We start from the raw sequence: 23,352 nt of genomic DNA, 5'->3' as shown, positions 1-23,352 counted from the left end.
AAAAGGCAAGGGGAAAAAGAGGAGTAGCATAAAAATGAGGGAGAGATAAACATGAGTACAAAGCATTTACTAATGGTTGTAACAAACGGTGAAAGAATGAATAATCAAGAGTTCGCTGGTATCTGGTTATCAGAGTTTACAGAGCCATATGAAGAATTTACAAAAGCAGGCTATCAAGTAACGGTTGCTAGTCCAAAAGGCGGAGAATCTCCGATCGACGATGCAAGTCTAGATAACGGTGAAATTCCAGAGAAGTGGCATGAATTAGCAGAGCTTTTAAAACGGACAATCCCCCTATCGGAAGTGGAATCAGCTAGTTATGACGGTGTGTTCATGCCTGGTGGCCACGGAGCAATGTTTGATTTAGCAGATAATGAAGAGTTACAGCAAATCTTGCGTGATTTCCATGCGGCAGATAAAGGCATTGGTGCCGTTTGTCACGGTCCTGCTGCATTAACAGGTGTACTGCTAGAAAACGGAGAGTTTCTTGTTGCAAATCGCAAAGTTGCGGCATTCACGAATACGGAAGAAGAGGGTGTAGAATTAGTGAATCAAATGCCGTTCCTTCTTGAAACACGCTTACGTAAAGAAGGCGCAATCTTTGTTGGGAAAGGCGACTGGGAAGAAAACGTCTATGCGGATGGAAAACTTGTTACGGGTCAAAATCCACAGTCATCCATTGAAACAGCAAAACAATTTATTCACGCACTATAATCGAAAAAGCACACGCCATTGGGCGTGTGCTTTTATGATTTCATGAGGCTGGGGAAGGAATGAGATCAATGCGGATAACTTCTGGTCGATTAAATACACGTAGCGGAAAAAGGCTGTTGCCAAGACCTCTGCTAACAATCATTTTTGTGTCCAGCTCCTCATACATGCCTTCACTGTAATCTGGAAAAAGGCCTTGTCCTGGAGCAAGAATGCCTCCAATAAGCGGAAGGCGAATTTGGCCACCATGAGCATGGCCGGACAAGACAAGGTCAAGATTCGCTTCTTGATAAGTAGAAAACATTTCAGGTCGGTGAGCAAGTAAAACGGTAAACAATTCTTGGGAAGCTGAAACATTTGCTTCTTCTAATGAAGATGCGGTTACTTCGCTTGGATCCGCATTGGGTGAGCGGTCAGGGTCATCAATTCCGATTAATTGAAAGGCGAAATCATCTACTTCCACATTTACGGTTTCGTCACGAAGGACGTGAACCCCGAAATTCGTCAACGTTTCGCTTAGTTCATCTACGAGGTCTAAACGCCATTCATGATTACCTGTTACATAATAGGTCGGTGCAATCGCGACAAGATCTTCCATTAACTGAACCCCTTCTCCTTGATTAGACGTATAGGAGTCAATTAAATCACCAGTCATAAAAATTAAATCAGGGGACTGGGCAACAACCATTTCTAACAAGCGTTCATTGCGATCGCCGAATTCGGCTGAATGGAGGTCAGATAAATGGACCATTGTAATACCGTCGTGCTCTGAAGGCAAGTGTTCGACTTCAATGGTATGGCTGCTTTCAACTAGCTGGTGATTCTGTGCATAGAAAAAATAAATCGCTGCGATCAGTGCAACGATTAAAACGAGAACGGTTTTTCGACTAAACAACAGAACGACTCCTTCTCTTTACAGCTCATTCTTTAATTTCTGAATATCCGTTTGTCCAAAAGCATCGTTCCAGTCGACAAGCTGAATCGTATCTCGACTTAATGTTGATAGAATGGCTTCTTTTAACGTGACGTTCTGTAACGATTGATAATAGGCTTCTTGGGCATCAGAAAAGATGGCCTCGAGCTGTTGTGAACCGACTCGAGCTGCATCCGTTTCTGGAAAAACCCGTTCAATTAGCCCTTCTGTTTTCAAAAAAGAACCGCCACCTTCAATAGCTCGGACAATGTCGAGCATATGAATGGATTCAGCCGGACGAGCAAGCGAGAATCCGCCGCTATTCCCCGGTGTACTCGTAATAAGTTCATGGACCACTAATTTTCGCATCACCTTTTTTAAATAAGACGGGGACACATCTAAACGTGTTGATATTGTATCGCTTTTCACATATTGTTGATTTGACTGTGTGGCGAGCATAACAAGTATGCAAACGGCCTGCTCAACACCACTCTTTACTTTCATCGCTCAATCGCACCCTTTTAATAAATTGCTGTTTGTTTTACTATAAAGTCAACGAGACAGCAACGCAAATGGTTTTTTACAAACAAGAAGGGAGAACCTCTAATGACAAATGAAACAATCATACATAGCCCACTTACTTTTATCGGATGTGGCAGTGCTTTTCATACGGAGCTAGGAAACAATGGAGGTTTTTTTTATCATGATCGAGAATTATGCATGTTTGACTGTGGGAGTGCAACATTTGAGCGCTTAATGCGTTTTCGAGTATTAGAAGGTGTTGAGCGAATGACGGTCGTCTTAACACATACGCACCCTGATCACATTGGTTCACTAGGTGATTTTATTTTCTATTCGTATATAAAAATGCAGCCTGCCTTTACAGCGAAGCTACGACTAAAAGCACCCCAATCGTTATTAGATCATGCTAAACAAATTTTAATCGGAATGGGTGTGGAAGAAGGACAAGTAATATGGGAAGCAGTAGAGGAAGGTGGAACATTTGGTCCTTATCAATTAAAGGCGATAAAAGCTGAGCATGCCGAACATCTAGAATGTTACGCGTATGAATGTGTGCATGGAGCAAAAAACGAGCATTTTTATTACAGTGGGGACGGCAAAAGCATTCCTGTAACCATATTAGAAAAAATAAGCCAACAGTTTTACCATACCGTTTATCAGGACACCTCTTATTTAGACTATCCAGGAAATGTTCATTTATCGTTAAAGAAATTGGAAGAGATCATTTCTGAAGATCAACGTGCCTTCATTTGCTGCATGCATTTGGATGAGACATTTCCGATACATGCAGTAAAGGAAAAGGGCTTTCGTGTGGCTGCTGATTACGTTGTACAATAAGAATGCTCTTTCCACGTAATAATTGTTTAATGAACGTACCTTCATGAATGATCCATTTTCATTCATGAAGATCGTTTTGTCAGCTGTAGGTTTACATCACGTACACATCACGCATGACATCTTCAATTGATTTTCCTTCTTCGAAACGCGTATCTTCCGTATAAAATTCTTTTATGTTTGTTCCATCTTTTAATAGAATGGCTTTATCAATTAAATGTTCAATGTCACGAATTTCATGGGTGGTCATTAAAATGCCTTTATCTTCAAGAAAGCCGCTTGCAAATAACGAGGCGATTTCCTCACGGCTAAACAGGTCAATTCCAGAAAATGGTTCATCCATGATGACATACCTCGCATCAACCGATAAGCCTAATACTAGATTGACTTTCGCTAAATTCCCTTTTGATAACTGACCTATTTTTTGTTTCGAATCGATCTTAAAGAAAGAAAGCAGTTCGTTACAACGACGGTCGTTCCAATTTGTATAGAAATCTTTCATAAACAAAATCCCTTCGTGAATCGTGAAACTAGGGGACATTGGCAAAAGATCAGGGATGAACATGACCTCTTTTTGCTTAGATGCATCCATCGTCGTGCCATCAATGGTAATATGCCCAGATTTGATGGGGAGTAGGTGTGCGATTGCTTTTAACAAGGTTGTTTTCCCTGCCCCATTCATGCCAATTAAACATGTAATCTCACCTTTTTTTGCCGTGAATGTGACATCCGTACAAATCGACTTGCGCCCGAACGAAAGGGATACGTGTTCAACGCTTATCATAAGAGTCGGCTCCTTTCTCATACCTTGTTCGTATCAAGCCAAGTAACTCTTCAAGGGGCACATTGATAGTTTTCATCGAATCGAGAAAAAAATCAACAGATTCCTGAATGAGCTCGGTACGTACTTGATTGACAATCGTTTGGTCTTGCGTAATTCGACTCGGTTTATTTCGCTCCGTTTCAATCAATTGTTGTTCCTCCATTTCTTTGTAGGCACGCTGGGCTGTGTTTGGATTAATATTTAGTGAAGCGCCAAGCTCACGACGGGATGGAATCTCTTGTCCTGCTTGTAAATGACCTAACGCAATTTGTTCTTTAAAATAACGAATGACTTGAATGTAGACGGGTTCTCTGGTGTTAAATTGAATACTCATGATTCCCTCCTTTTATTCATTCGTTTGCATGGATGTAATTCGAAACAAGCCATGTTCCTCTTTAACTGGTAATGTCGCTGAAAGAAGCTGGTGCTGTTCAGGAACATGATACATATCAAGTTGATAGCCGGTGTCATCTCGATGAAGCAACGTTAATTGATCGCTCGCATAGGAAAACTGGACTGTATCTCGTAAGGAGGGCAACTCTACTTTAATTACTTCATCATTTATCGCACCAGCCTCGTCCATGTGAATCGTGTGTACATTTGCTTTTCCAGTTGTTTTAGAAAGATCCAAAAGGTGAAACCCATCAGAAAATGTAGAGACGAGTGTGTGTTGATAGTCTGGAGGTTGCTCAACCGTTTGAATCTCTTGTGTATCAAAATGATAGATGCTGTAGCCAACTGTCCGGTCAGAGGTTTCGTATGTATAAATAGCAATTGGTTTCTCAGGATGAAAGGTAATGGCGTTAGGGTTATACATCGAATCACTCAGCATATCATCTGCGTTTATACCTGTAGCAGTAGTTGGCGCAGTAAGCTTTGTTTCATGTACAACTTCATTTGTTGTTAAGTCGATGTCGTAGGCTGTAAGATAACCTGGAAACTCTTCATTGCTATAATAATCGCCACTGAATAGAAGCAAGCGATTTCCATGTATCGTACCATTAAGAATCGATTGATATTCGTCTTCAGATTCAAATTTGAGTCGCTTTGATTCAGTCCCATCTTTCGCCTTACTGTGAATAACTAAATCGTATTGATAGATTCCATTCTGATAAACCTCTTCAAACCCAACCGCAGCAAGGAACTGGTCGTTCTCTAGTACCAATTGCCGTTCTAACGGCTTCATACGGAAAAAGGAACGATTCTCATACATCATTTGATTCTTTTTCGCTGAGTCCATAAAGGATTCGAGCAGGGGGCGAGTGCGACTATGTTCTATGGAAGAGCCGTTAGCCTGAAATGCATAAAAACTAGTAGTCCTTACACTTTCTGCGTGTCCCTCAAACGAAACTTGGTTAAAGAAATGTTGATCTCCTTCTGTTACTTCCCACTGAAACGGATGTTTAATGAGTCGATGCTCATATGCTTGCACGCTATAGACAGTGGTAATGGTTCCAACGATGAACACTAAAAACAAAGCGAAAAAGACATAGCGCTTTTTATTCATTTACACCATCACCTTTCGTTTTAATAAAGATAGACTGAGTAAAGTCGAGAAAATCGTTGTTAAGATGAGCGTTAATGCCAAAATAAACAAAACTTCTCGCTCAAATAAATGAAATTGAACGGAAAGGTACGTACCAAAACCGTTTAAGGCAATGGACCAACTTGCGAAACCTACGCCTAAAAAGACGCCTTTAACACGGAAGGACCGCTCCAATAAAATTAGTGCAAATAAAACGGTTAAAAAAGTGAAGCCAGCTCCGTAGATGAGCAAGAAATTCGTGAATGTCGATGGTAAAAGGACTGAAAAAAAACGTTCATAAGCTATAATCGCTTGAATAGAAAAGTCATCAGTCTGTAGAAATTCACTTGGAACCGTTAGGTAGACAAGTCCTATGCCTGCTAGAAGAATAAAAAATTGTAACACAATGAGTCCTAATACAAGAGAGAAAATCGTAAATAACTTTGAAAAGTAAAGGGAAGAACGGTTAATCGGAAGTGTAAATAACCGCTGCGCCATGGCATATTTCCCAACCCAGTCTCGATACCAGATTAAACAACTATAAAGAAGCAAAGCTGCTATGGAAATCATAATGGACGCGATAACTGGAAAGCCATGAAAAGGTTGAGAAAAGAAGACGCCATATTCTTGTGCAATCTGCAGATAACTTCTGCCGCTAATACGTGCATTCTCGATATAGAATGAAGCGGTCTGATAGGAGCCGTACCAGATAGAAAGAAGTTGAACGACCACAATGCCAATAGCAAGAGCGAGGTAGAGCTTCCAAATTCTTTTGTACTCAAATAGCATTAACTTTATAATTGACATAAAATCCCTCCTTCATGTATTAAGTACTTCATACACATTATGAGTGTATTATATGTATCATACACTCAAGGTGTCAACTGAAATTTTCTCGCAAATAAGAATATTTTCCTGTTTTTTTGGAAAAGAGCGGGTTTATTTGCCCAATGTAAAATATCGAAATTCATATATGCAAGGTTTAAATTTTATCGTACACTTAGGTTATTCTAAAATAGAAATCGAGCATATTCGTGACAAGCCATGTGCCTCATGGAAATGAATAGGAGGAAGACCGCTTTTTGAGGGCAACGTACGATCGTTAAACGGCGGTTAGTAGAATGAGCAGAGCACAGAGAGACAGCGCGTTTAAAACAGGGGACCATGATAACATTGCCATCTTTGTTGATTATGACAACGTGTATTGGACATTAATGAATCGGTACAATCATAATCCTAATCATGAGAGTGAAGAAAAGAATTTATTCTATTCGTTGTGGGACCGGTATGGACAGGATCAAGTTCGAACATTTCGTGCCTATGCAGATTTCCAACGAATTCGTTCGAGCTTAACGGATTTACAAAAGCAACGCGTTCAAATCCGACATGTCTATTCAAATGACAAAGAAGGAGATTCACGAAAGAACTCTTCTGATATTGAACTGTGTATCGATGCGATTGAGATGACGTATAAAGATGAAAATATTTCCTGCTATGTTTTTGTTACCGCAGATAGCGATATGGTTCCAATTATGAGCCGTTTAATGTATAAAGGAAAACGTGTTGAACTTTATTATTTATCAGAAGCGGCACCTAAGCATACTGATATTACAAATTACTCTCATTACAGTGAGGATTTAAGAGAATTTTTACATTTAGAAGTGAAAGAATATCATTTAGAATCTTATAAAATGGATGCACTACGCTTTATTGATGATTGGGAAGATCGATTTGGAACGGAAAATGAGTTGTATTTAGGGGCTCCATGGCTTAGAAATCAATTTTCAGTGAAGTTTGGGATTCCAGCAAATTCAGCAAGTGAACTAATCGATTTATTAAAAGTGGAGAAATTAATTGGTTCAGAGAATAAAGAGTTGAAAAACGGAGATGTCAAACCGAGTATTGCGTTAACAGAAGAAGGGCGCAATTGGTTAGCGCCCTTATCTAAAACGTAAAGTGTAAATGATAGGTTTGTCGAATCTTAAGGGTTGACTTGTAGATAAGTCTCTCATATGATAGGGATAGACAAATGATTCGTTACAATTCGATAAAACATTTATGCGTTAGACAAATTCGTTAAAAGAGGCGGGGACATACCTTGTCTCTTTTTGTATGTTTATCAAACGTCCGAATGTATTGATACTTTTCCCCGTTTATATACGAACCAAACCTCATTTTATTAATTTTTTTATAATATGAATGAAACGCGAATGGTTCAACCTTTCAACTGTACACATACACTATAGAAAAAGAGCGTTGATTGCATAAACGGTCCTTTTTTCGCCAAAGCTAGAAGAAAACAAATCCAAATGAGGGATTCTGTCATGTATGGTACACGTTTTTTGGTGGGCTTGTGTTGGGGCGTTTTATTAAGTATTCCAATGTGGTTAGGGCTAATCGTTTTAATCATGATTATTATACGCTAGTAGACGAGGCAACACATCTAGATGTGTTGCTTTTTCACTATAAAAGGGTTTGTCCAGCATCAATAACAATCTCCGTACCGCTTATATGTTTTGCTTCATTGGTTGAAAGAAAGTAGACGGTTTGGGCGATTTCAATTGGATCGGCAGCAGAAGTTGGGAACGAGTCTACTTTTTTATGAAAGGAAAGATGCTCGAGCTCAGTGTCCTCTCGATAGGTGCGCTCGCCAATGTTTGTCTTAATAGCACCTGGTAAGATCGTATTAACCCGTATATGGTAATGAGAAAGCTCTAGTGCTGCCATCTTCCCAAAGGCGACAATTCCCGCTTTTGACGCGCTATAGGCAGACATACCAACATTTGAAAACGTTCTGGTGCCATTTACGGAACTTGTTAACACAATGCATCCACCATGTTTTTTCATAAAGGGGATGGCATATTTAACTGTTAAAAACGTACCTCGTAAATTTGTATGGATGGTTTCATCCCAATCGTCGGGATCAAAAGCTTCAATCGACGTGACTTTTCCATTTATTCCGGCATTGGCAAACAGGGTTGAAATGGTAGCTACAGAGGATGAAAGATCTGTAAAAATACGCTTCATTTCTTCATTATTGGCAACATTTCCACGGTAAGTATAAATTGTGTGTTCAGGGTATTGTTGTTTCAATTTTTCTAGCGCTTCCCCATCTATATCAATTAATGCCACTGGAATACTGTGCTTAATGAACAAATGAGCTGTTGCTAAGCCAATTCCAGATGCGGCTCCAGTTATGACGGCAGTGCCTTCCATTCAAATCACCTGCTTTACTTTTTATTTTTTGAATTCCCGATTTAAACGAATTGAAACGAAAAAACTCCCCTTTTTATTGTAAGGGGAGTTAAGCACGCTTCCGGATGGTAAATTGGTCATTCAACAAGAGCCAGTTCTGTGGAAACGCTAAGCCGAGTTTCCAATAACTAATTCCCCTTAATTGATACGTTCGAATGAGGGAAAACTTTGCGTTAATGGATTGTGCGTCTTCAAACCACACTTCATGGGTTGCACCTGATTCATCAATATAAAAAAAGAAGGGTGCTTGCGCTTCTTCATCATATTGAATAGCAGCATTATTTTCTCTAGCTAGTGTAATGGCTTGTTGAGGGCTGACCGCTCTTGCATAGTCGCCACCAGGTTCATATGGAAGTGTCCAATCATAGCCATAGAGATTTTGGCCGAGCATAATTTTCTCAGATGGCATCTCAGATAACGCATACTCGACGACATCGGTAACAGGTCCAATAGGTGAAACCGCTAAGGGCGGTCCTCCAGAATAGCCCCACTCGTACGTCATCAGCACGATAAAATCGACAATTTCTCCATGTGCACGATAATCATGTGCTTCGTACCATTGACCAGACTGCTCGGAACTGGTTTTAGGAGCAAGCGCTGTTGATACAAGAAGTCCTTGTGGATGGAGTTGTTCAACCGCTTTTCGTAAAAATTGATTGTACGGCTCGCGCATTGTGGGTGGCAAAAATTCAAAATCAAAGTGAACATCGGAAAACCGACCGACACGATTTGCTTCAGCAATGATGGAACGAAGTAATTCATCTTGAAGTGCATCATCTTCAAGAACAGCCTGACCGAGCTCTCCACTAAATGCCCCTTCTTCTAAATTGGTTATGACCATCATTAAGGAGGACCCATCTGCAGCTGCAATATCGGGTAGCGGTCCAAGCGTAAGCTCACCGAGTGTCCCGTCACGATTAATTTGATAGCTAAAAGGGGCTAAATAAGTAAGGTAAGTGGAGAGCTTCCGGGCTTCTTCAATAAGTGCATCGGTTAAATTATTGTTGATCGGCTCGATATAAGCGTTACTTTCAATCTCCATTTTTGGTACAGGTGGAAAGTAAAGCCTTTGACCTGGGGAAAGAGGTTGATTGGGATCGAGTTGGTTAATTTGGATGATTTGCTCAACCGATATGCCGTAGCGTGCTGCAAGAATCGATAAGGTATCACCAGGTTGAACAAAATAATATCTACCTTCAATGGGAATAACCAGCGTTTGTCCGATGACTAATGCGTTTGGTGCATCTAACTCATTAGCGTTAATAATTTCCTGTGGGGAAAGATTATAGGCTTGTGCAATACCATAAAGGGATTCACCTTGTTGAATAACGTGAATTTGCATAGGAACCTCCTACCGTTAATCGTTGATACTATTAAACGTATGCATAAGGAGGGGCGTGCATGAAAAAAAGCAAAGAGTTTAAACTCTCTGCTCCTTAAGATCGTTTTTGTAGTTGGTTTTATTTTTCTGTTAGTGCTTCGCGAAGTTGGCCTCTCACGTTAGCAATTTCGGCTTCGAGGGAATCAAGTTGCTCCATTGCTTTGGCCACATTTCCGCCTGTTGATTCAATTTTTTCTACATCTCCCTGTAGACGAACAAAATCGCTTTTTAATTCAGCTAGCTCCTGCTCCAATTCTTTCACGGTTTTCATGTGTATGCCTCCCTTATTTTGTTTGAATGTACCAGATCGATTTACTTGTGACAAGAAATCTGTCTTTTGTTTGGTTATGTAGGGTCAGCTTCTATAGAAAAAGAGCTTCATGATTGTACAATCATGAAGCTTTTTTAAGGATATCAATAACGAACTGTGACCACGTCTCTAAGCGCTCGAATGTCTCCGTTTCACTCAATTGGTCAACAGACAACCACATTCCAGATAGTTGGTTTGTTTCTTTTACCGTTACTGTCGCTTCCTCGGCTAAATCTAGAACCGATAAGATACCAATATGAACACGGCCGACATCGTTTTCATCGTCGTTGATGAGGCCGATAGTTTTCGTGCCTTTAATTAAGGAAGGGTCGAAGTTTAGTTCTTCATGAAGTTCGCGCTCTGTGTTGGTTTCGAGCATCTCTTTAAAATCAGAAGAAGAGGTTGCGTTCATATGTCCACCAAAACCAATTGATAACTTCTGGTGTAATCTTGATTCGCCGCCACCCTTTAATCGTTCATATGCGTATATGTCATTCCCTTTACGAATCACAACGTAGGGAATGGGCTGTTTATAGGTCTCATCTTCTTCCGCATTGCCTCGTCTCATCTCACTAAAATGGCGATTAATACGGTTCATGATTGTTGCAACTCGCTCGTGATTGCTTACAACACCTTGAAAGGTGAGTGATTCATCATGAAAAACGTGTTTTCTTGGTGCAACGACAATCATTTCATCCATCTTGCCCATGATTTGTACCTCCTTGTTAAAGAACGCTTAACCTCTCTATTATCGTATAGGGCTTGTACAGACGCAAGCAGAAAAGAGGTGTAGCTGTAGATTATATCAGTAAAAAAGTGCGAACGAGGGGCTTTTATAACTACCACCTGTCGCACTTCTTTCTTGAGTAAATGTTCGTTAAGTTTATTTCTCCGCGAAAAAGAAATCATCATCTCTTAAAGGTTCAACGGTCGCTTTTTTATAGCCGTTCCCTTTCATAGAGAAGAAATCATGTGATTTCGTTTTTGTATTCAATCCGTTTAATACAATAGGGTTAATCTCTTCATCTTCAAAGTAAGGATCAAACCCAAGGTTCATGAGTGCTTTATTGGCATTATAACGAATAAATTTCTTCACATCATGAGATAAACCAACCGGATCATACAACTCTTCTGTATAGGCAAGCTCATTTTTATAGAGATCTTTAAGTAAATCTAATGCGAATTCTCTTAGCTCAGCTTGTTTTTCAGATGTTTGCTTGTTGTAAATTTCTTGAGCAAGTAAGCCGACATATACACCATGAATGGCTTCATCACGTAGAATCAAATTAATGATTTCTCCGCTTTGCATAAGTTTCCCTTGTCCATAAAAATAAAGAGGGTAGTAGAAACCACTGTAAAACAAGAAGCTTTCCAAATAAACAGACGCGACCATCGCTTTAAATAAAGAGATGTCGTCTCCTTTTTGAATGCCTTTGTAAAGCGATACAACCATATCAGCTTTTTTCTGTAGGCGTGGATTTTCTTTTACCCATTCAAAAACATCGTTAATCTGCTCGCTCGTTGCGAGTGTAATAAAGATGTTGGAGTAAGATTTTGCGTGCACAGCGTTTTCCATCATCGCCATGAAATTTAAAACCGCTTTTCGCTGGTGCCCTTCAACGTGTTCTGCGACGATTGGCATACCGGTGTTTCCTTGTTCTGTATCTAAAAGGGTTAGTCCAGCTAATACTTTCATATACGTATCTTTTTCATTAGCAGACAAGTACTTCCACGTAAGAAGATCGCCATTTAAGGCGACTTCTTCAGGAAGCCAAAATTGTTTTACATTTTGGTTATAAAACATTTGCGTAAAATCATCTTCGTGTTTCGACCAGTTGGCTGCGTCATAAACGTGTGTCATTAGAAACTCTCCTTTTATCTTGTTGCACGATTAAACTTAGACAACGCAAGAGAGACAGTCATCTTGGCCAGTGTCTTTTGTGCGCGCATAATAGATCGTTTTGACGCCTTTATGGTGAGCGTATAGATCAATGCGGTTTAAATCTCTCGTTGTCATTGTGTCTTTTAAGAATAACGTAAAACTAATACCTTGATCGATATGTTGTTGTATCGTTCCAATCATATCCACAACGTTGAACATATCCATATCGTATGCTTCTTTAAAGAAGAACCAGTTGTTTGCTGTTAAGCCAGGCATTGGGTAATACGTTTTTGAATTTCCGTACGTACGCTCTTCAATTCGCTCCATAATTGGCATGACGCTAGCCGTTGCTGACTGAACGTATGAGATAGAACCTGTTGGGGCAATAGCCAAGCGATAGCTATGGTAAAGACCGTGTTCACTTACAAATGCTTGTAGTTCTTTCCAATCTTCCATTGTTGGGAGGTGCATGCCTTCAAATAACGCCGCAACTTTATCGAATTCAGGTGTGAAATCAGTTGTCACATACTGGGTGAAATATTCACCAGTTGCATACGTACTTTCATCGTATCGGTAATACGTTTCACCACGATCGCGCGCAATTTCAGCTGAACGTTTAATTGAATAGTAGTTCATTGCCATGAAGAAGCTATTGGCAAAATCACGTGCTTCAGGACTCTCGTACGCAATATGTTGTTCTGCAAGGAAACCATGTAGATTCATTGCGCCAAGGCCGATTGATTTCATTTTTTCGTTTGCATTGCGAACAGCAGGTGCATTCGTAATGTTTGTTGACTCGGATACACGTGTTAAAGCATCGGTAGCGAGGGCAACAGTCTGTTCGAGCGATTTATTTTTCATGACGTTCATAATATTAATGGAACCGAGGTTACAAGAAATATCGAGCCCAATTTCATCATCTTGATTGTAATCGTTATAGGTAGATACTTGAGAAGCCTGTAAAATCTCAGAGCAAAGGTTCGAGAATTTTACATTGCTAATGTGATTGTTCGCATGTGCTTTGTTCACATTATCTGCAAACATGATATAAGGATAACCAGATTCTGAACGAAGAATTGCTAGCTTTTGGAACAAACGACGCGGGTTGATTTTCTCTTTTCGAACACGCGGGTCATCCACTAACGTTTCGTACATTTCTTCCATATTCATTTCATCAAGGTGCATCCCGTACGCTTTGTAAACGGTATGTGGATAGAAAAGATATGCATCTTTGTCTTCACGCATAAGCTCGATAAATTTGTCTGGGATGACTACCCCAATCGAGAGTGTTTTGACACGAACGTCTTCATCAGCAGAGATTTTTCTTGTATCAAGAAAATCGTTAATATCCGCATGGAAAATGTTGAGATATGCTGCACCTGAACCTTGACGCTGTCCCATTTGATCGGCATAACGAAAGGCATTATCTAAAAGCTTCATAACGCCAACCACACCTTTTGTCGCGTTGGCTACATCTTTAATCGCTTCGCCTTTTGCACGAAGTTTAGAAAGATTTAACGCAACACCACCGCCAAGCTTTGAAAGCTGCATGGAAATATCAACAGCACGGCTAATGTCATTTAGTGAATCATTTACTTCTAGTAAGAAGCAAGAGACAAGCTCTCCACGGCGTTTACGCCCTGCGTTTAAAAATGTTGGTGTGGCCGGTTGGAATTCCTGAGAAATCATCGCTTGAACAAGGGCTTTGGCTTTTGTGACATCGCCTTTACCAAAAAAGAGAGCAACGATAGCAACGCGGTCTTCATAACGTTCCAAGATTTTGCTTTTATCGTTTGTTTTTAATGCATAGTCATTATAAAATTTAAAGGCAGACATAAAAGAAGGGAAGCGAAATTTTTTATTATACGCAACATTCATCACTTCTTTTATTTCTTCCATCGTATAAAGCTCGAGAAGCTCTTCCTCATAGTAATCATTTTCAACGAGGTACTCCATTTTTTCTTCTAAATCATGAAAGAAAACGGTATTTTGATTAACATGGTCAACAAAATAACTATGTACGGCTTCTTTATCTTTTTCAAATTGATAAGTGCCGTCTTTTGCAATCATGAGCTCGTTATTAAGCTGAACCCACTTGGGTACTGTGTTTTGCGTTAGTGTTGTCAATGGAATGAGCCTCCTGTGTAAAGTGTGCAACATCGGTTGATGTCCCACTTAGTTCAAATTTATGAAGAATCGGTACGTGGTACGTGCTAGCAATTGTGTCGGCGCTTCTTGCAAATCGATCTCCCCAGATACGATTTCCACTCGCGGCCACACCTACTAGCCATCTATGGTTTGTTTCTAAGAATTGACGAGTCTTAGGAGACAAATCACCAAACCCTGTCGTGTACGTAATAAGGATGAATGGCTCGTCCACGACTAACGACTCTGTAATCTGTTCACAGTCAAACGATAATTTTTGAGTAAAACGCTTGACATTTCCAGTTCTAGAATCAAAATATATTTTCATTAGTGAGCATCTCCAATAGATTGTTCTATATCTCTAATACCACATATGGTAGACGATAAACGCGAATAAATCAATATATTGATTTTATCCCCAACCTGTGGGAAAGTGGGAAAAACACGCTTGTTTCAACTCTTTCTTTGTGGATAAGCGATTTTCAACGTTTTTTCGACAAACAAAAAGCGTTCTACAAAATGTAGAACGCTGTCCATTATAACGGAAATTTACATGATTAACAGATAAAATTTTGAACACATAAGCTTATGAATCGATAAAAAATTCTAGAAATGCATCGGCCCAAATTTGCTGACCTTCATCATTTGGTCGAAGGTTTTGAATAACAGTCTCTAGCTCGGATCCAGTCGGCCACTCTTGCCAGTGGTCAACATATTCTCCTGGCAGTGAACCGGCTTGTTCATCAAGGATTTGTTTTCGGTCTAAATAATGTAAAGCATTAGGAAAAGGATTAGAAGGAACAACAATCATTTCAATATCCGGTAGTTCATCTTCCATATGTGTCAAAAAGGTAGCTAAATTCTGAACAGATTCTTCTTCGGTGAACGGGAGGTAGTATTGATTATCATTTAATGAAAACGATTCAACAATTAAAATGGTTGGTTCAGCTGCGATAATGGCCGAAGACACATCGTCAATTAAAGAAGACGTTACGGTTTCTTCACTAAACGTTAAAACGTCATAGCTCATTTCAATTGGTGCAATTGCCTCGAGAGTCTCATCCATGACAATCGATGGCCAAGTAAGGTCACTTTCTGTGCTTTCAAACGCGTGAGATCCAACAAATACAAGATGTTGGTCAGCAGGAGGCTCTGAATCAAAATAGTCTCCTAACCAGCCAGAAGAATAGACATCTTCAAGGTCGGGCTCATTAATGACTTCCTCTTCAGTGGTTAATTCCGATCGGTCACTTGTACTAGCTGTCGTTGCATCCTCAGCTATAGAAGAAATTTGCTGCTGATAATACAAATAGCTTACGATAATTCCTGTTACACTAAAAAGAATAACAAGAGGGAAAATTGCTTTTTTCACCATTATTACGTCCTTTCTTGACAATTATCTACAATCTATTATAGTCATGGTTGGTACACATAGAAAGAATTTTTTAATTAATCGTTACTATAACCAAGTGCCTTGCTAGGCTTAGAACAAGGAGAACCCTATGTTACATAATGAACCGTTACACATAAGCGTGCTGCTCGTCATTCGAAATGAAGAGCGCTATATCGCCTCATTAATTGAGAATCTCCTCAATCAAAAAAGAAAAGGGTTTACGTTTGACCTAATCATTGTCGACGGGGAATCTACAGACAAGACGTTAGATATTGTGAATGAGTACGTGGCAATTGGACACGCAATTAAAGTAGTAACCAATCCAAAGAAAACACTACCTACAGGTTGGAATATTGGAATTAAGGAAGCAAGTGGTGCCTACATCTTGCGAGTAGATGGGCATACGTCAGTCCCAAACGACTTTCTCCAACAATATGTAGACTGTATTAAACAACAGCCGGATGCGGATGTGGTCGGCGGAATTATTCAATCACGAGGTGTTGGAAGACAAGGGAAGGTAAATGAGTATGTCTATTCCCACCCATTTGGTGTTGGCAATTCAAAATTTCGTACACTGGAAGGAAAAGCTTGGAAAGGGTACGTTGATACGGTCCCATACGGCGCCTATAAACGCTCTGTTTTTTCAGATGTAGGGTTATTTGACGAGCGATTAAAGCGCAATGAAGATATCGAGTTTCATAAGCGGATGCGTGATTTGGGGAAAACCTTTTATTTGTCGACAACGATACAATCGACGTATTATGTGCGACCGACATTAAAGGGCTTGATTGATAAGTCATTAGGTGATGGGAAATGGAATATGATTGCCAATGCTGCAACCCCAGGTGCACTAGGTTTAAGGCATCGAATTCCGTTGCTTGCTTTTTTAACAGGCCTTGTCTTACTGATCGCTTCCTTGTTTAGTACGGCCATGCTTCTTTTATTTAGCGGCATCGTTTTGGTTTATGTTGCTTTGAACGCTACCGTTTCTTATCAGTGTGCAAAAGAAAATGGACTGACGTCTTGGCTCCCGTGCATCGGCACCTTTTTTATCTTGCATTTCGTACGTGGGTTCGCTTCCTTTCAAGCTTATTTTTCGCGCCATTATTGGCATATTAAACGAACACATCAATAAATCGTTTATGAAAAAATATGTGAAGAATGCGCCCTCTATGGTATTTTATAAAACCTTCTTTTGACAAAAGACATTCGATCGTTCTTATGCTAAAATGAAGCTTAGCTTAAAATTCTATGAATCTAGGAGTTAAGACGATGCCAAATATGATACCAAACCGCGCGACACGAGCGCTTACAATGGTCGTCGATTTACTTTTAATTGTATTATCATACGGACTTGCTTTTCTTCTTTTTAATGACCAAATGACTCCTAAAAACTACGATGCTTTCTTAGGGATTTTACCTTGGATTATAGTGATAAGCATTTTATTTCTAGGCATATATGAACTTGATCGATTGGTACAATATGACGTGTGGGATATCGTACGAAAGCTTGCTATCGCTGTGACCTTCATCTTATTAATAACGATGACTGTGTCTTTTTTCTTCCGAGAATTTGCGATGCCAAGGTCGGTTCTACTTTCTGCACACGGTTTTGCATTTCTTTCTTTATTTATTTGGAAGTCAGCCTACACGAAATATAGCCAGCTGTCACGAAAAGGGAAAGTTATGTTTATTGGGACGGAAAAAGAATTTGAAGAGATGGAAGACAGCTTAGCTTCCTTCCTTTCAAAAAGTAGCTATGTAAGATGGTACGACAAAAAAGAATCGCTTGCACAACTTAGAACGCAGATTAATCAATTCAACGTAGTTTTCATTGGCTCTGAATTAGATGAAGAGAAAAAAGATCGCTTAATGTTTCATGCAATGAAAAATAAAAAGCTAGTTTTCGTCGTTCCTAAAGTGAACGACATGTTGCTGATGAATACGTCGGTTACGACAATGGACGATACGATGGTGATGCAAGTAAAGCCGTTTACACTCTCATTAACACAACTACTTGTTAAACGTGGCGTAGACATCGGTGCTGCGGTTGTGATGATTGTTGCAACGTTACCAGTCATGCTCGTAACGGCTCTTGCAATTAAGCTTGAAGATCGTGGCCCCGTTTTCTTTAAACAAGAACGTGTCGGGAAAAACCATAAACCTTTTAACATTTTAAAATTTCGCTCCATGGTTATTGACGCGGAGTCGAAAACCGGACCAATCCTCGCGAAATCCAATGATGATCGCATCACGAAGATGGGGAAATTTATTCGAAAAACAAGAATTGATGAATTGCCACAATTGATTAACGTTGTAAAAGGCGATATGTCCCTTGTCGGTCCCAGACCAGAGCGAGAGTTTTTCACAAAACAGTTCCAACGTCAGAATAAATGGTTCAATTACCGACACGCAGTAAAACCAGGCATAACTGGTTATGCACAAGTCATGGGGAAATATACGACAGACGCGGATAAAAAACTTAAATTTGATTTACACTATATTCGAAACTACTCCTTCTGGTTGGATTTAACGATTCTAATGCAAACAATTTTGGTTGTTATTAACAAAGCAAAATCAGAAGGCGAAACGAATACAAGCAAAAATAAAAAAGCGGACAAGAAAGTTTCTTACTACACAAAGAAGCAACAGAGCCACTAAAGAAATGTGAATTCCCCACATCATAAACGGTATGTGGGGAATCTGTTTGTAACGGAGAGGGTTTAACAATGTTAAAAAAGCTAAAGCGGTTGAATGTAGTTAGACGACTAACCAAACTTTTTTTTCAAGCATCTGCAAAGTTGCCAGTAAAACAAAAGCAAGTGATGTTTGAAAGCTATTCTGGAAAACAATACAGCTGTAACCCAAGAGCAATCTATGAATACCTCAAAGAAGAGAAGACTAACTACAATCTTATATGGAGTGTAAATAAAAACTTTGTTAAAGAGTTTGAAGAGAGAAACATTCCATATATTAAGAGACTAAGTTTAAGGTGGTTTTTTGAACTAGCTCGGTCTCGTTATTGGGTAACAAATAGTCGTATGCCGAACTGGATTCAAAAACCAGGTCACACGACTTATGTGCAAACATGGCACGGTACTCCTTTAAAAAAGCTGGCTGCAGACATGGACGAAGTTCGAATGCCTGGCACGGACAAGGAGCGCTATGTTGAAAATTTCCATAAGGAAGCAAAAAATTGGGATTATTTAATTTCACCCAATCCCTATTCAACCGAAATTTTCAAACGAGCATTTGCATTTGAAAAGACGATATTAGAAACAGGTTACCCCAGAAATGATCGACTCATTAATGGGAACAACGAAGCAAAAATTGAAACTTTGAAAAAAAAGTTAAACATTCCACATGAGAAGAAAGTGGTCTTATATGCGCCAACGTGGCGAGATCACCACAATGCTGGTCCTGGTTCATATCACTTTGACCTACAGCTTGATTTAAAGCGTTGTCAAGAACAACTTGGTGACGACCACGTTATTCTAATACGCTTACACTCGTTCATTACAACTCCTCTTAATTTGAGTGGGTATGAAGGATTTGTAATTGATGTAACAAAGAGTTTAGATATCAATGAGCTCTATCTAATTGCTGACATTTTAATAACAGATTATTCATCCGTCTTTTTTGATTTTGCAATCTTACGTAGACCAATGATATTCTTTGCTTATGATCTCGAAGAATATCGAGACGACATTAGAGGATTTTACTTCTCATTAGAAGACCATGCACCAGGACCAATTGTGAAAACAAGCGATGAGTGCATTGAAGCCATAATTCGCGCTTCTAAAGAAATAACTGATGAGAAAAACGAAACGTTTTATCAGTTATACTGTCCATTAGACGACGGTCAGGCGACAAGGCGAGTGGTGGAACGTGTCTTTAAGGCAGGAGAATAGATGATGAGACACAAACAAATTGCATCAACATGGTTTGATACGAAAAAAATAACAGCGCTTAGGGAACGGTCTCAATCGTATAGCGCAAAAGAAGATTTATGGTCTTGGTATGTGTTAAGAAGGTTATCAATCTTTGTGACCATCCTTTTTATAAAACTAAAATTAACGCCAAATGCTATAAGCTGGTTGAGTGCCATATTCGTCGTTTCCTCTGGAGCATGGCTTATTCAAGCAACGCCATTTGCATTTTTTATGGCATTTCTCTTCTATAATGCAGGGTATCTATTGGATTGTGTTGATGGAGAAGTAGCACGTCTTACTGGGAACACTTCAAAGAAAGGCTACTTCATTGATTTATTAATTCAAGGAGCCACGTTACCAGTTTTCTTATCAATGCCGTTAGCGATCCTTGTAATTAATGACTTACTGCTTTTAACTTCATTAGAGCTTGTGGGTCTTTATATAATGCTAATCATTATTATTATGACGCTTTTTGTTCCAATTGCTTACCAATTGACACGAGCGTCAGAACAAAATGAACGAGATCCTGTGAATAAAATTCGTACCAAATCCTTTGTTTTTGAAATTGCGGGTGTCATGTTAGGATTGCCAGGTTTCTTTTTAACCTTGTTGCTGTTAACAATTGCATCAGGTTTTCAATCGGTTACGATACAAACTTGGTATGTCATTCTCTTTTTAATTATTTTAGCTTTAAAAGTTGCGGCGCGCTTTTTTATTACCGTCAAGAGTTTCCCTAAAGAACCATGATATTACAAATTGAAAGTGAAGAATCTATGTTATAATGTGCCTATTGTAAATTAGACAAATATAGATCGTTCATATAGAAGAAATTGATAGGAGGAGAACATTTTGAAAAAAGTCATTACCTACGGAACCTTTGATTTATTACACTGGGGTCATATTAACTTACTTCAACGTGCAAAAGATTTAGGTGACTATTTAATTGTCGCTATTTCTTCAGATGAATTTAACGCGTTAAAAGAAAAGGAAGCGTATCACAGCTTTGAGCATAGAAAAATGATCTTAGAGGCGATTCGCTATGTGGATGAAGTAATAGCAGAAGATAACTGGGAACAAAAAGTAATCGATGTCCAAAAACATGATGTGGATGTTTTTGTGATGGGCGACGATTGGGAAGGGAAATTTGATTTCCTTAATGAATTCTGTGAAGTGGTTTATTTACCGCGCACAGAAGGCATCTCAACAACAAAAATAAAAACGGAATTACTAGAAGCGAATAAATAAGAACAATCTTGAGAGCTTCATGCTTATCGATAAAAGTGTGGAGTTCTTTTTGTATGAAAGGAATGAAGAAGGTGAACGTTAGTATTATAACGCCTGTGGCGGTAGCAGACGAGCATTATATTTTAAGCTGTGGGCTATCAGTTGCTGGACAAATTCAAACGGGTATTGAGTGGATTGTTTTAGTTGAAAAAAAATCAATAATGATTGATGAACAGATTCAAAGGGTACAGATGGAAAATAAAGATCTGTCGATTTGGGTAATTGAGACCGAAAATGCGAACGTTTATGCAAAAAGAAACGAAGGTATTCAAATAGCAACAGGTGAGTATCTCTATTTCTTAGATGTCGATGACCGCCTTCATGAGCACACACTGTATGTATTAAGGGAGTCGGCTATAAGTCTGCCAAATCATTATGATATTGTGCTAGGTTCAATCAAAGATACAACCTTTAAGAAAGATGCAGAATCTGTTGCATATAATCGATTACTTAAACGACTGCTTGATAACCGAATTAGCAAACCTGCGACATTATCAGAGAAAAAATATCGTCAATCTGTCTTAAATATATTGTTTAAAAGAACATTCATTCATGCAAATTCTATTCTTTTTGATGAAAACAAACAAGGATTTGCTGATGTTTTGTTTACGACACAAGCTTATACAAAGACAATTATGCCCGTTATTTATGATAAAGATGCAATATATCAAAAGTATGTTCGAAATGACCCTATCCAAAACCCTTCATTAAACCAAGAGCTAGAAGGAGCTATTCATTACCCTTTATCAATATCAGAAGCAATTGCTAAGATAGGACCCGATCATGCTTCTTTAAAAGCAAAATTAATCAATAAGTTTCTTAAATCCTACCAATACAAGTATTTAAATCATATTTATCAGGATGTAGAAGCGAGCGAAATAAAAAAAGCATGGTCAGCTAGCTTTAAACGTATTGGCCTTGAAAACATCCCTTTTGCTCGTGCAATACATGAAAAAGAAGTTAGAAATTTAATAGATGAAAATTATTCAAAAGCAACAAAAATCGCTCGACGAAGAATGCTTTTCCGAACAATTAAGAAAGTGAAAAATAAGCCAAAGTCATTAAGTCGCGTTCTCTATCAATCTTGGCTTGCAAGAAAAACAAAGATCAAAGATCATGTTATTCTATATGAAAGCTTTTTAGGTCGAAACTACTCAGATAGTCCTAAGTATATTTATGAATATTTAAAGAACCAATATCCTAACAAATATAAACATATATGGGTGTTTAACGACCCATCTAAAGAAGAGCCTCGTGATGCTATAAAAGTCAAACGCTTTAGTTTTAAACACATGTATTATATGGCCAAAGCGAAGTATCATGTGAACAATATGAGGCAACCAAAATGGTTTATTAAACGACCAAATCAAGTATTTTTAGCAACATGGCATGGCACACCGTTGAAAAAACTTGTTTTTGATATGAACGACGTCCATTCTGCAAATCCTAATTATAAAAAAGATTTTTATGATCAGTCTAGATCGTGGGATTATTTAGTGTCTGCAAACCATTATTCAACGGAGATTTTTAAAAGTGCCTTCTTATTTGATAACAAAATTCTTGAATATGGGTACCCAAGAAATGATTTATTGTATGCAAAAAATAAAGACGAGCTGTCGGTTGCGTTTAAGAAAAAATTACAAGTGCCAACGGATAAAAAGGTTGTTCTTTATGCGCCCACATGGCGCGATGATGAGTTTTATAAGCCTGGACAATACAAATTTAAACTACAATTAGAATTAAATCTGTTAAAAGAACAACTAGGGGACGAATACTTCTTTTTGATCCGTACGCATTATTTTATTGCCGATAAGCTAGATTTTACAGGCGTAGAGGATTTTGTGTTAAACGTATCTGATTATGATGACATCACTGAACTGTATTTAATTTCAGATGTATTAATAACAGACTATTCATCTGTTTTCTTTGATTATGCGAATTTAAAACGACCAATTCTCTTCTTCACGTATGACTTGGAAAAATATAGAGACACATTACGAGGTTTTTATCTTGATCTTGAAACAGAAGCTCCCGGGCCATTGCTAAAAACAACTGAGGACGTTATTGAAGCTCTAACAAACTTAGAGGATACAAGTCAAAAATATGCACGTATAATGGAAGATTTTCACAATACGTATTGTCATTTAGATAATGGAGAAGCATCAAAGAACATTGCGGAAGAAGTCATTGTAAAGAGAAAGTAAATGAACTCTAATTTGATCGTGCTTCAATATAAAAACAAAAGTCACTAGGATTGTACTAGTGACTTTTATTTTTATCACTCACTATAGCTGTCTCCACTTATTCATGTGCATTATAAACTAAATTATTGACAATAATTTCTTTGAAAACCTGCACATAAGGGTTGTAGCCTGTTAAAATAAAGAATTAGCTTTGACTATTTTTAAAGCTAAAATCTATATATGGAAATTTTATAGTGAA

The 23,352-nt window shown here is 38.7% G+C and carries 23 protein-coding genes; 9 read left to right on the top strand and 14 right to left on the bottom strand.

All coding sequences use genetic code 11. From position 1 onward, the window contains the following. The first annotated feature begins 51 nt into the window (after positions 1-51). Positions 52-714, top strand: a complete 663-nt coding sequence (locus tag ABC361_RS15650) for a type 1 glutamine amidotransferase domain-containing protein (RefSeq protein WP_413074812.1) — start codon at positions 52-54, stop codon at positions 712-714. Positions 715-754: 40 nt separating this feature from the next. Here the strand turns inward: ABC361_RS15650 and ABC361_RS15645 are convergent, their stop codons facing one another. Further along, complete coding sequence (locus ABC361_RS15645; protein ID WP_413074811.1) at positions 755-1,606, bottom strand: metallophosphoesterase; 852 nt, start codon at positions 1,604-1,606, stop codon at positions 755-757. 18 nt (positions 1,607-1,624) lie between these two features. Further along, positions 1,625-2,128 carry an Rrf2 family transcriptional regulator gene (locus ABC361_RS15640; RefSeq protein WP_413074810.1) on the bottom strand — a complete coding sequence of 168 codons (504 nt, stop codon included), beginning with the start codon at positions 2,126-2,128 and terminating at the stop codon, positions 1,625-1,627. A 102-nt stretch (positions 2,129-2,230) separates the two neighbouring features. Between ABC361_RS15640 and ABC361_RS15635 the strand changes: the two genes are divergently transcribed. Further along, positions 2,231-2,983, top strand: coding sequence for an MBL fold metallo-hydrolase (locus ABC361_RS15635; protein ID WP_413074809.1), 753 nt, complete (start codon positions 2,231-2,233; stop codon positions 2,981-2,983). Between the two features lie 91 nt (positions 2,984-3,074). Here the strand turns inward: ABC361_RS15635 and ABC361_RS15630 are convergent, their stop codons facing one another. The 4 genes from ABC361_RS15630 to ABC361_RS15615 are packed head-to-tail and all read right to left on the bottom strand — an operon-like array spanning position 3,075 to position 6,135. After that, complete coding sequence (locus ABC361_RS15630) at positions 3,075-3,764, bottom strand: ATP-binding cassette domain-containing protein (RefSeq protein WP_413074808.1); 690 nt, start codon at positions 3,762-3,764, stop codon at positions 3,075-3,077. Then, positions 3,751-4,137, bottom strand: coding sequence for a GntR family transcriptional regulator (locus ABC361_RS15625; RefSeq protein ID WP_413074807.1), 387 nt, complete (start codon positions 4,135-4,137; stop codon positions 3,751-3,753). Before ABC361_RS15625 ends, ABC361_RS15630 begins: the two co-directional genes overlap by 14 nt. Before the next feature lie 12 nt (positions 4,138-4,149). Continuing rightward, positions 4,150-5,310, bottom strand: a complete 1,161-nt coding sequence (locus ABC361_RS15620) for a hypothetical protein (protein ID WP_413074806.1) — start codon at positions 5,308-5,310, stop codon at positions 4,150-4,152. Continuing rightward, positions 5,311-6,135, bottom strand: a complete 825-nt coding sequence (locus ABC361_RS15615) for a hypothetical protein (protein ID WP_413074805.1) — start codon at positions 6,133-6,135, stop codon at positions 5,311-5,313. Between the two features lie 314 nt (positions 6,136-6,449). Here ABC361_RS15615 and ABC361_RS15610 point away from each other — a divergent pair, with 314 nt between their 5' ends. Beyond that, the gene (locus ABC361_RS15610) at positions 6,450-7,283 is read left to right on the top strand and encodes an NYN domain-containing protein (RefSeq protein ID WP_413074804.1); all 834 of its coding nucleotides are present in this window, start codon (positions 6,450-6,452) and stop codon (positions 7,281-7,283) included. Positions 7,284-7,791: 508 nt separating this feature from the next. Here the strand turns inward: ABC361_RS15610 and ABC361_RS15605 are convergent. The 8 genes from ABC361_RS15605 to ABC361_RS15570 all read right to left on the bottom strand — a co-directional run bounded on the left by ABC361_RS15605 (position 7,792) and on the right by ABC361_RS15570 (position 15,673). Beyond that, positions 7,792-8,544 carry an SDR family oxidoreductase gene (locus tag ABC361_RS15605; protein ID WP_413074803.1) on the bottom strand — a complete coding sequence of 251 codons (753 nt, stop codon included), beginning with the start codon at positions 8,542-8,544 and terminating at the stop codon, positions 7,792-7,794. A gap of 88 nt (positions 8,545-8,632) precedes the next feature. Further along, a complete protein-coding gene (locus ABC361_RS15600) occupies positions 8,633-9,925 on the bottom strand; it encodes a glycoside hydrolase family 18 protein (protein WP_413074802.1) in 1,293 nt (430 codons plus the stop codon). A 118-nt stretch (positions 9,926-10,043) separates the two neighbouring features. Then, positions 10,044-10,235 (bottom strand): SE1832 family protein, encoded by a 192-nt coding sequence (locus tag ABC361_RS15595; RefSeq protein WP_099301990.1) that lies wholly within the window; start codon positions 10,233-10,235, stop codon positions 10,044-10,046. Positions 10,236-10,356: 121 nt separating this feature from the next. Continuing rightward, positions 10,357-10,983, bottom strand: a complete 627-nt coding sequence (locus ABC361_RS15590) for a hypothetical protein (protein WP_413074801.1) — start codon at positions 10,981-10,983, stop codon at positions 10,357-10,359. A 174-nt stretch (positions 10,984-11,157) separates the two neighbouring features. Further along, positions 11,158-12,135: a class 1b ribonucleoside-diphosphate reductase subunit beta gene (nrdF, locus tag ABC361_RS15585; RefSeq protein ID WP_413074800.1), complete on the bottom strand. Its 978-nt coding sequence runs from the start codon at positions 12,133-12,135 to the stop codon at positions 11,158-11,160. A 36-nt stretch (positions 12,136-12,171) separates the two neighbouring features. Beyond that, positions 12,172-14,316 carry a class 1b ribonucleoside-diphosphate reductase subunit alpha gene (nrdE, locus tag ABC361_RS15580; protein ID WP_413074799.1) on the bottom strand — a complete coding sequence of 715 codons (2,145 nt, stop codon included), beginning with the start codon at positions 14,314-14,316 and terminating at the stop codon, positions 12,172-12,174. Beyond that, positions 14,237-14,629, bottom strand: a complete 393-nt coding sequence (nrdI, locus tag ABC361_RS15575) for a class Ib ribonucleoside-diphosphate reductase assembly flavoprotein NrdI (protein ID WP_413074798.1) — start codon at positions 14,627-14,629, stop codon at positions 14,237-14,239. Before nrdI ends, nrdE begins: the two co-directional genes overlap by 80 nt. A gap of 258 nt (positions 14,630-14,887) precedes the next feature. Further along, positions 14,888-15,673 carry an SGNH/GDSL hydrolase family protein gene (locus ABC361_RS15570; protein WP_413074797.1) on the bottom strand — a complete coding sequence of 262 codons (786 nt, stop codon included), beginning with the start codon at positions 15,671-15,673 and terminating at the stop codon, positions 14,888-14,890. Positions 15,674-15,803: 130 nt separating this feature from the next. Here ABC361_RS15570 and ABC361_RS15565 point away from each other — a divergent pair, with 130 nt between their 5' ends. The 6 genes from ABC361_RS15565 (at position 15,804) to ABC361_RS15540 (ending at position 23,114) form a co-directional block, all read left to right on the top strand. Continuing rightward, complete coding sequence (locus ABC361_RS15565) at positions 15,804-16,829, top strand: glycosyltransferase family 2 protein (RefSeq protein ID WP_413074796.1); 1,026 nt, start codon at positions 15,804-15,806, stop codon at positions 16,827-16,829. Between the two features lie 137 nt (positions 16,830-16,966). Next, positions 16,967-18,355: a sugar transferase gene (locus ABC361_RS15560; protein WP_413074795.1), complete on the top strand. Its 1,389-nt coding sequence runs from the start codon at positions 16,967-16,969 to the stop codon at positions 18,353-18,355. Between the two features lie 68 nt (positions 18,356-18,423). Next, positions 18,424-19,605 carry a CDP-glycerol glycerophosphotransferase family protein gene (locus tag ABC361_RS15555; RefSeq protein ID WP_413074794.1) on the top strand — a complete coding sequence of 394 codons (1,182 nt, stop codon included), beginning with the start codon at positions 18,424-18,426 and terminating at the stop codon, positions 19,603-19,605. A 3-nt stretch (positions 19,606-19,608) separates the two neighbouring features. After that, positions 19,609-20,373: a CDP-alcohol phosphatidyltransferase family protein gene (locus ABC361_RS15550; protein WP_413074793.1), complete on the top strand. Its 765-nt coding sequence runs from the start codon at positions 19,609-19,611 to the stop codon at positions 20,371-20,373. A 102-nt stretch (positions 20,374-20,475) separates the two neighbouring features. Continuing rightward, positions 20,476-20,871, top strand: coding sequence for a glycerol-3-phosphate cytidylyltransferase (gene tagD, locus ABC361_RS15545; protein WP_413074792.1), 396 nt, complete (start codon positions 20,476-20,478; stop codon positions 20,869-20,871). Between the two features lie 53 nt (positions 20,872-20,924). Further along, entirely contained in the window at positions 20,925-23,114 is a 2,190-nt protein-coding gene (locus ABC361_RS15540) for a CDP-glycerol glycerophosphotransferase family protein (RefSeq protein WP_413074791.1), read from the top strand. The last annotated feature ends 238 nt before the right edge of the window (positions 23,115-23,352 follow it).

Origin of the sequence: Shouchella phoenicis (assembly GCF_047238345.1) — a bacterium.
In the GTDB taxonomy this organism is placed as follows: domain Bacteria; phylum Bacillota; class Bacilli; order Bacillales; family Bacillaceae_D; genus Shouchella.
The sequence above is the reverse complement of the archived record's forward strand: the minus strand, read 5'-3'. Positions and strand labels throughout refer to the sequence as shown.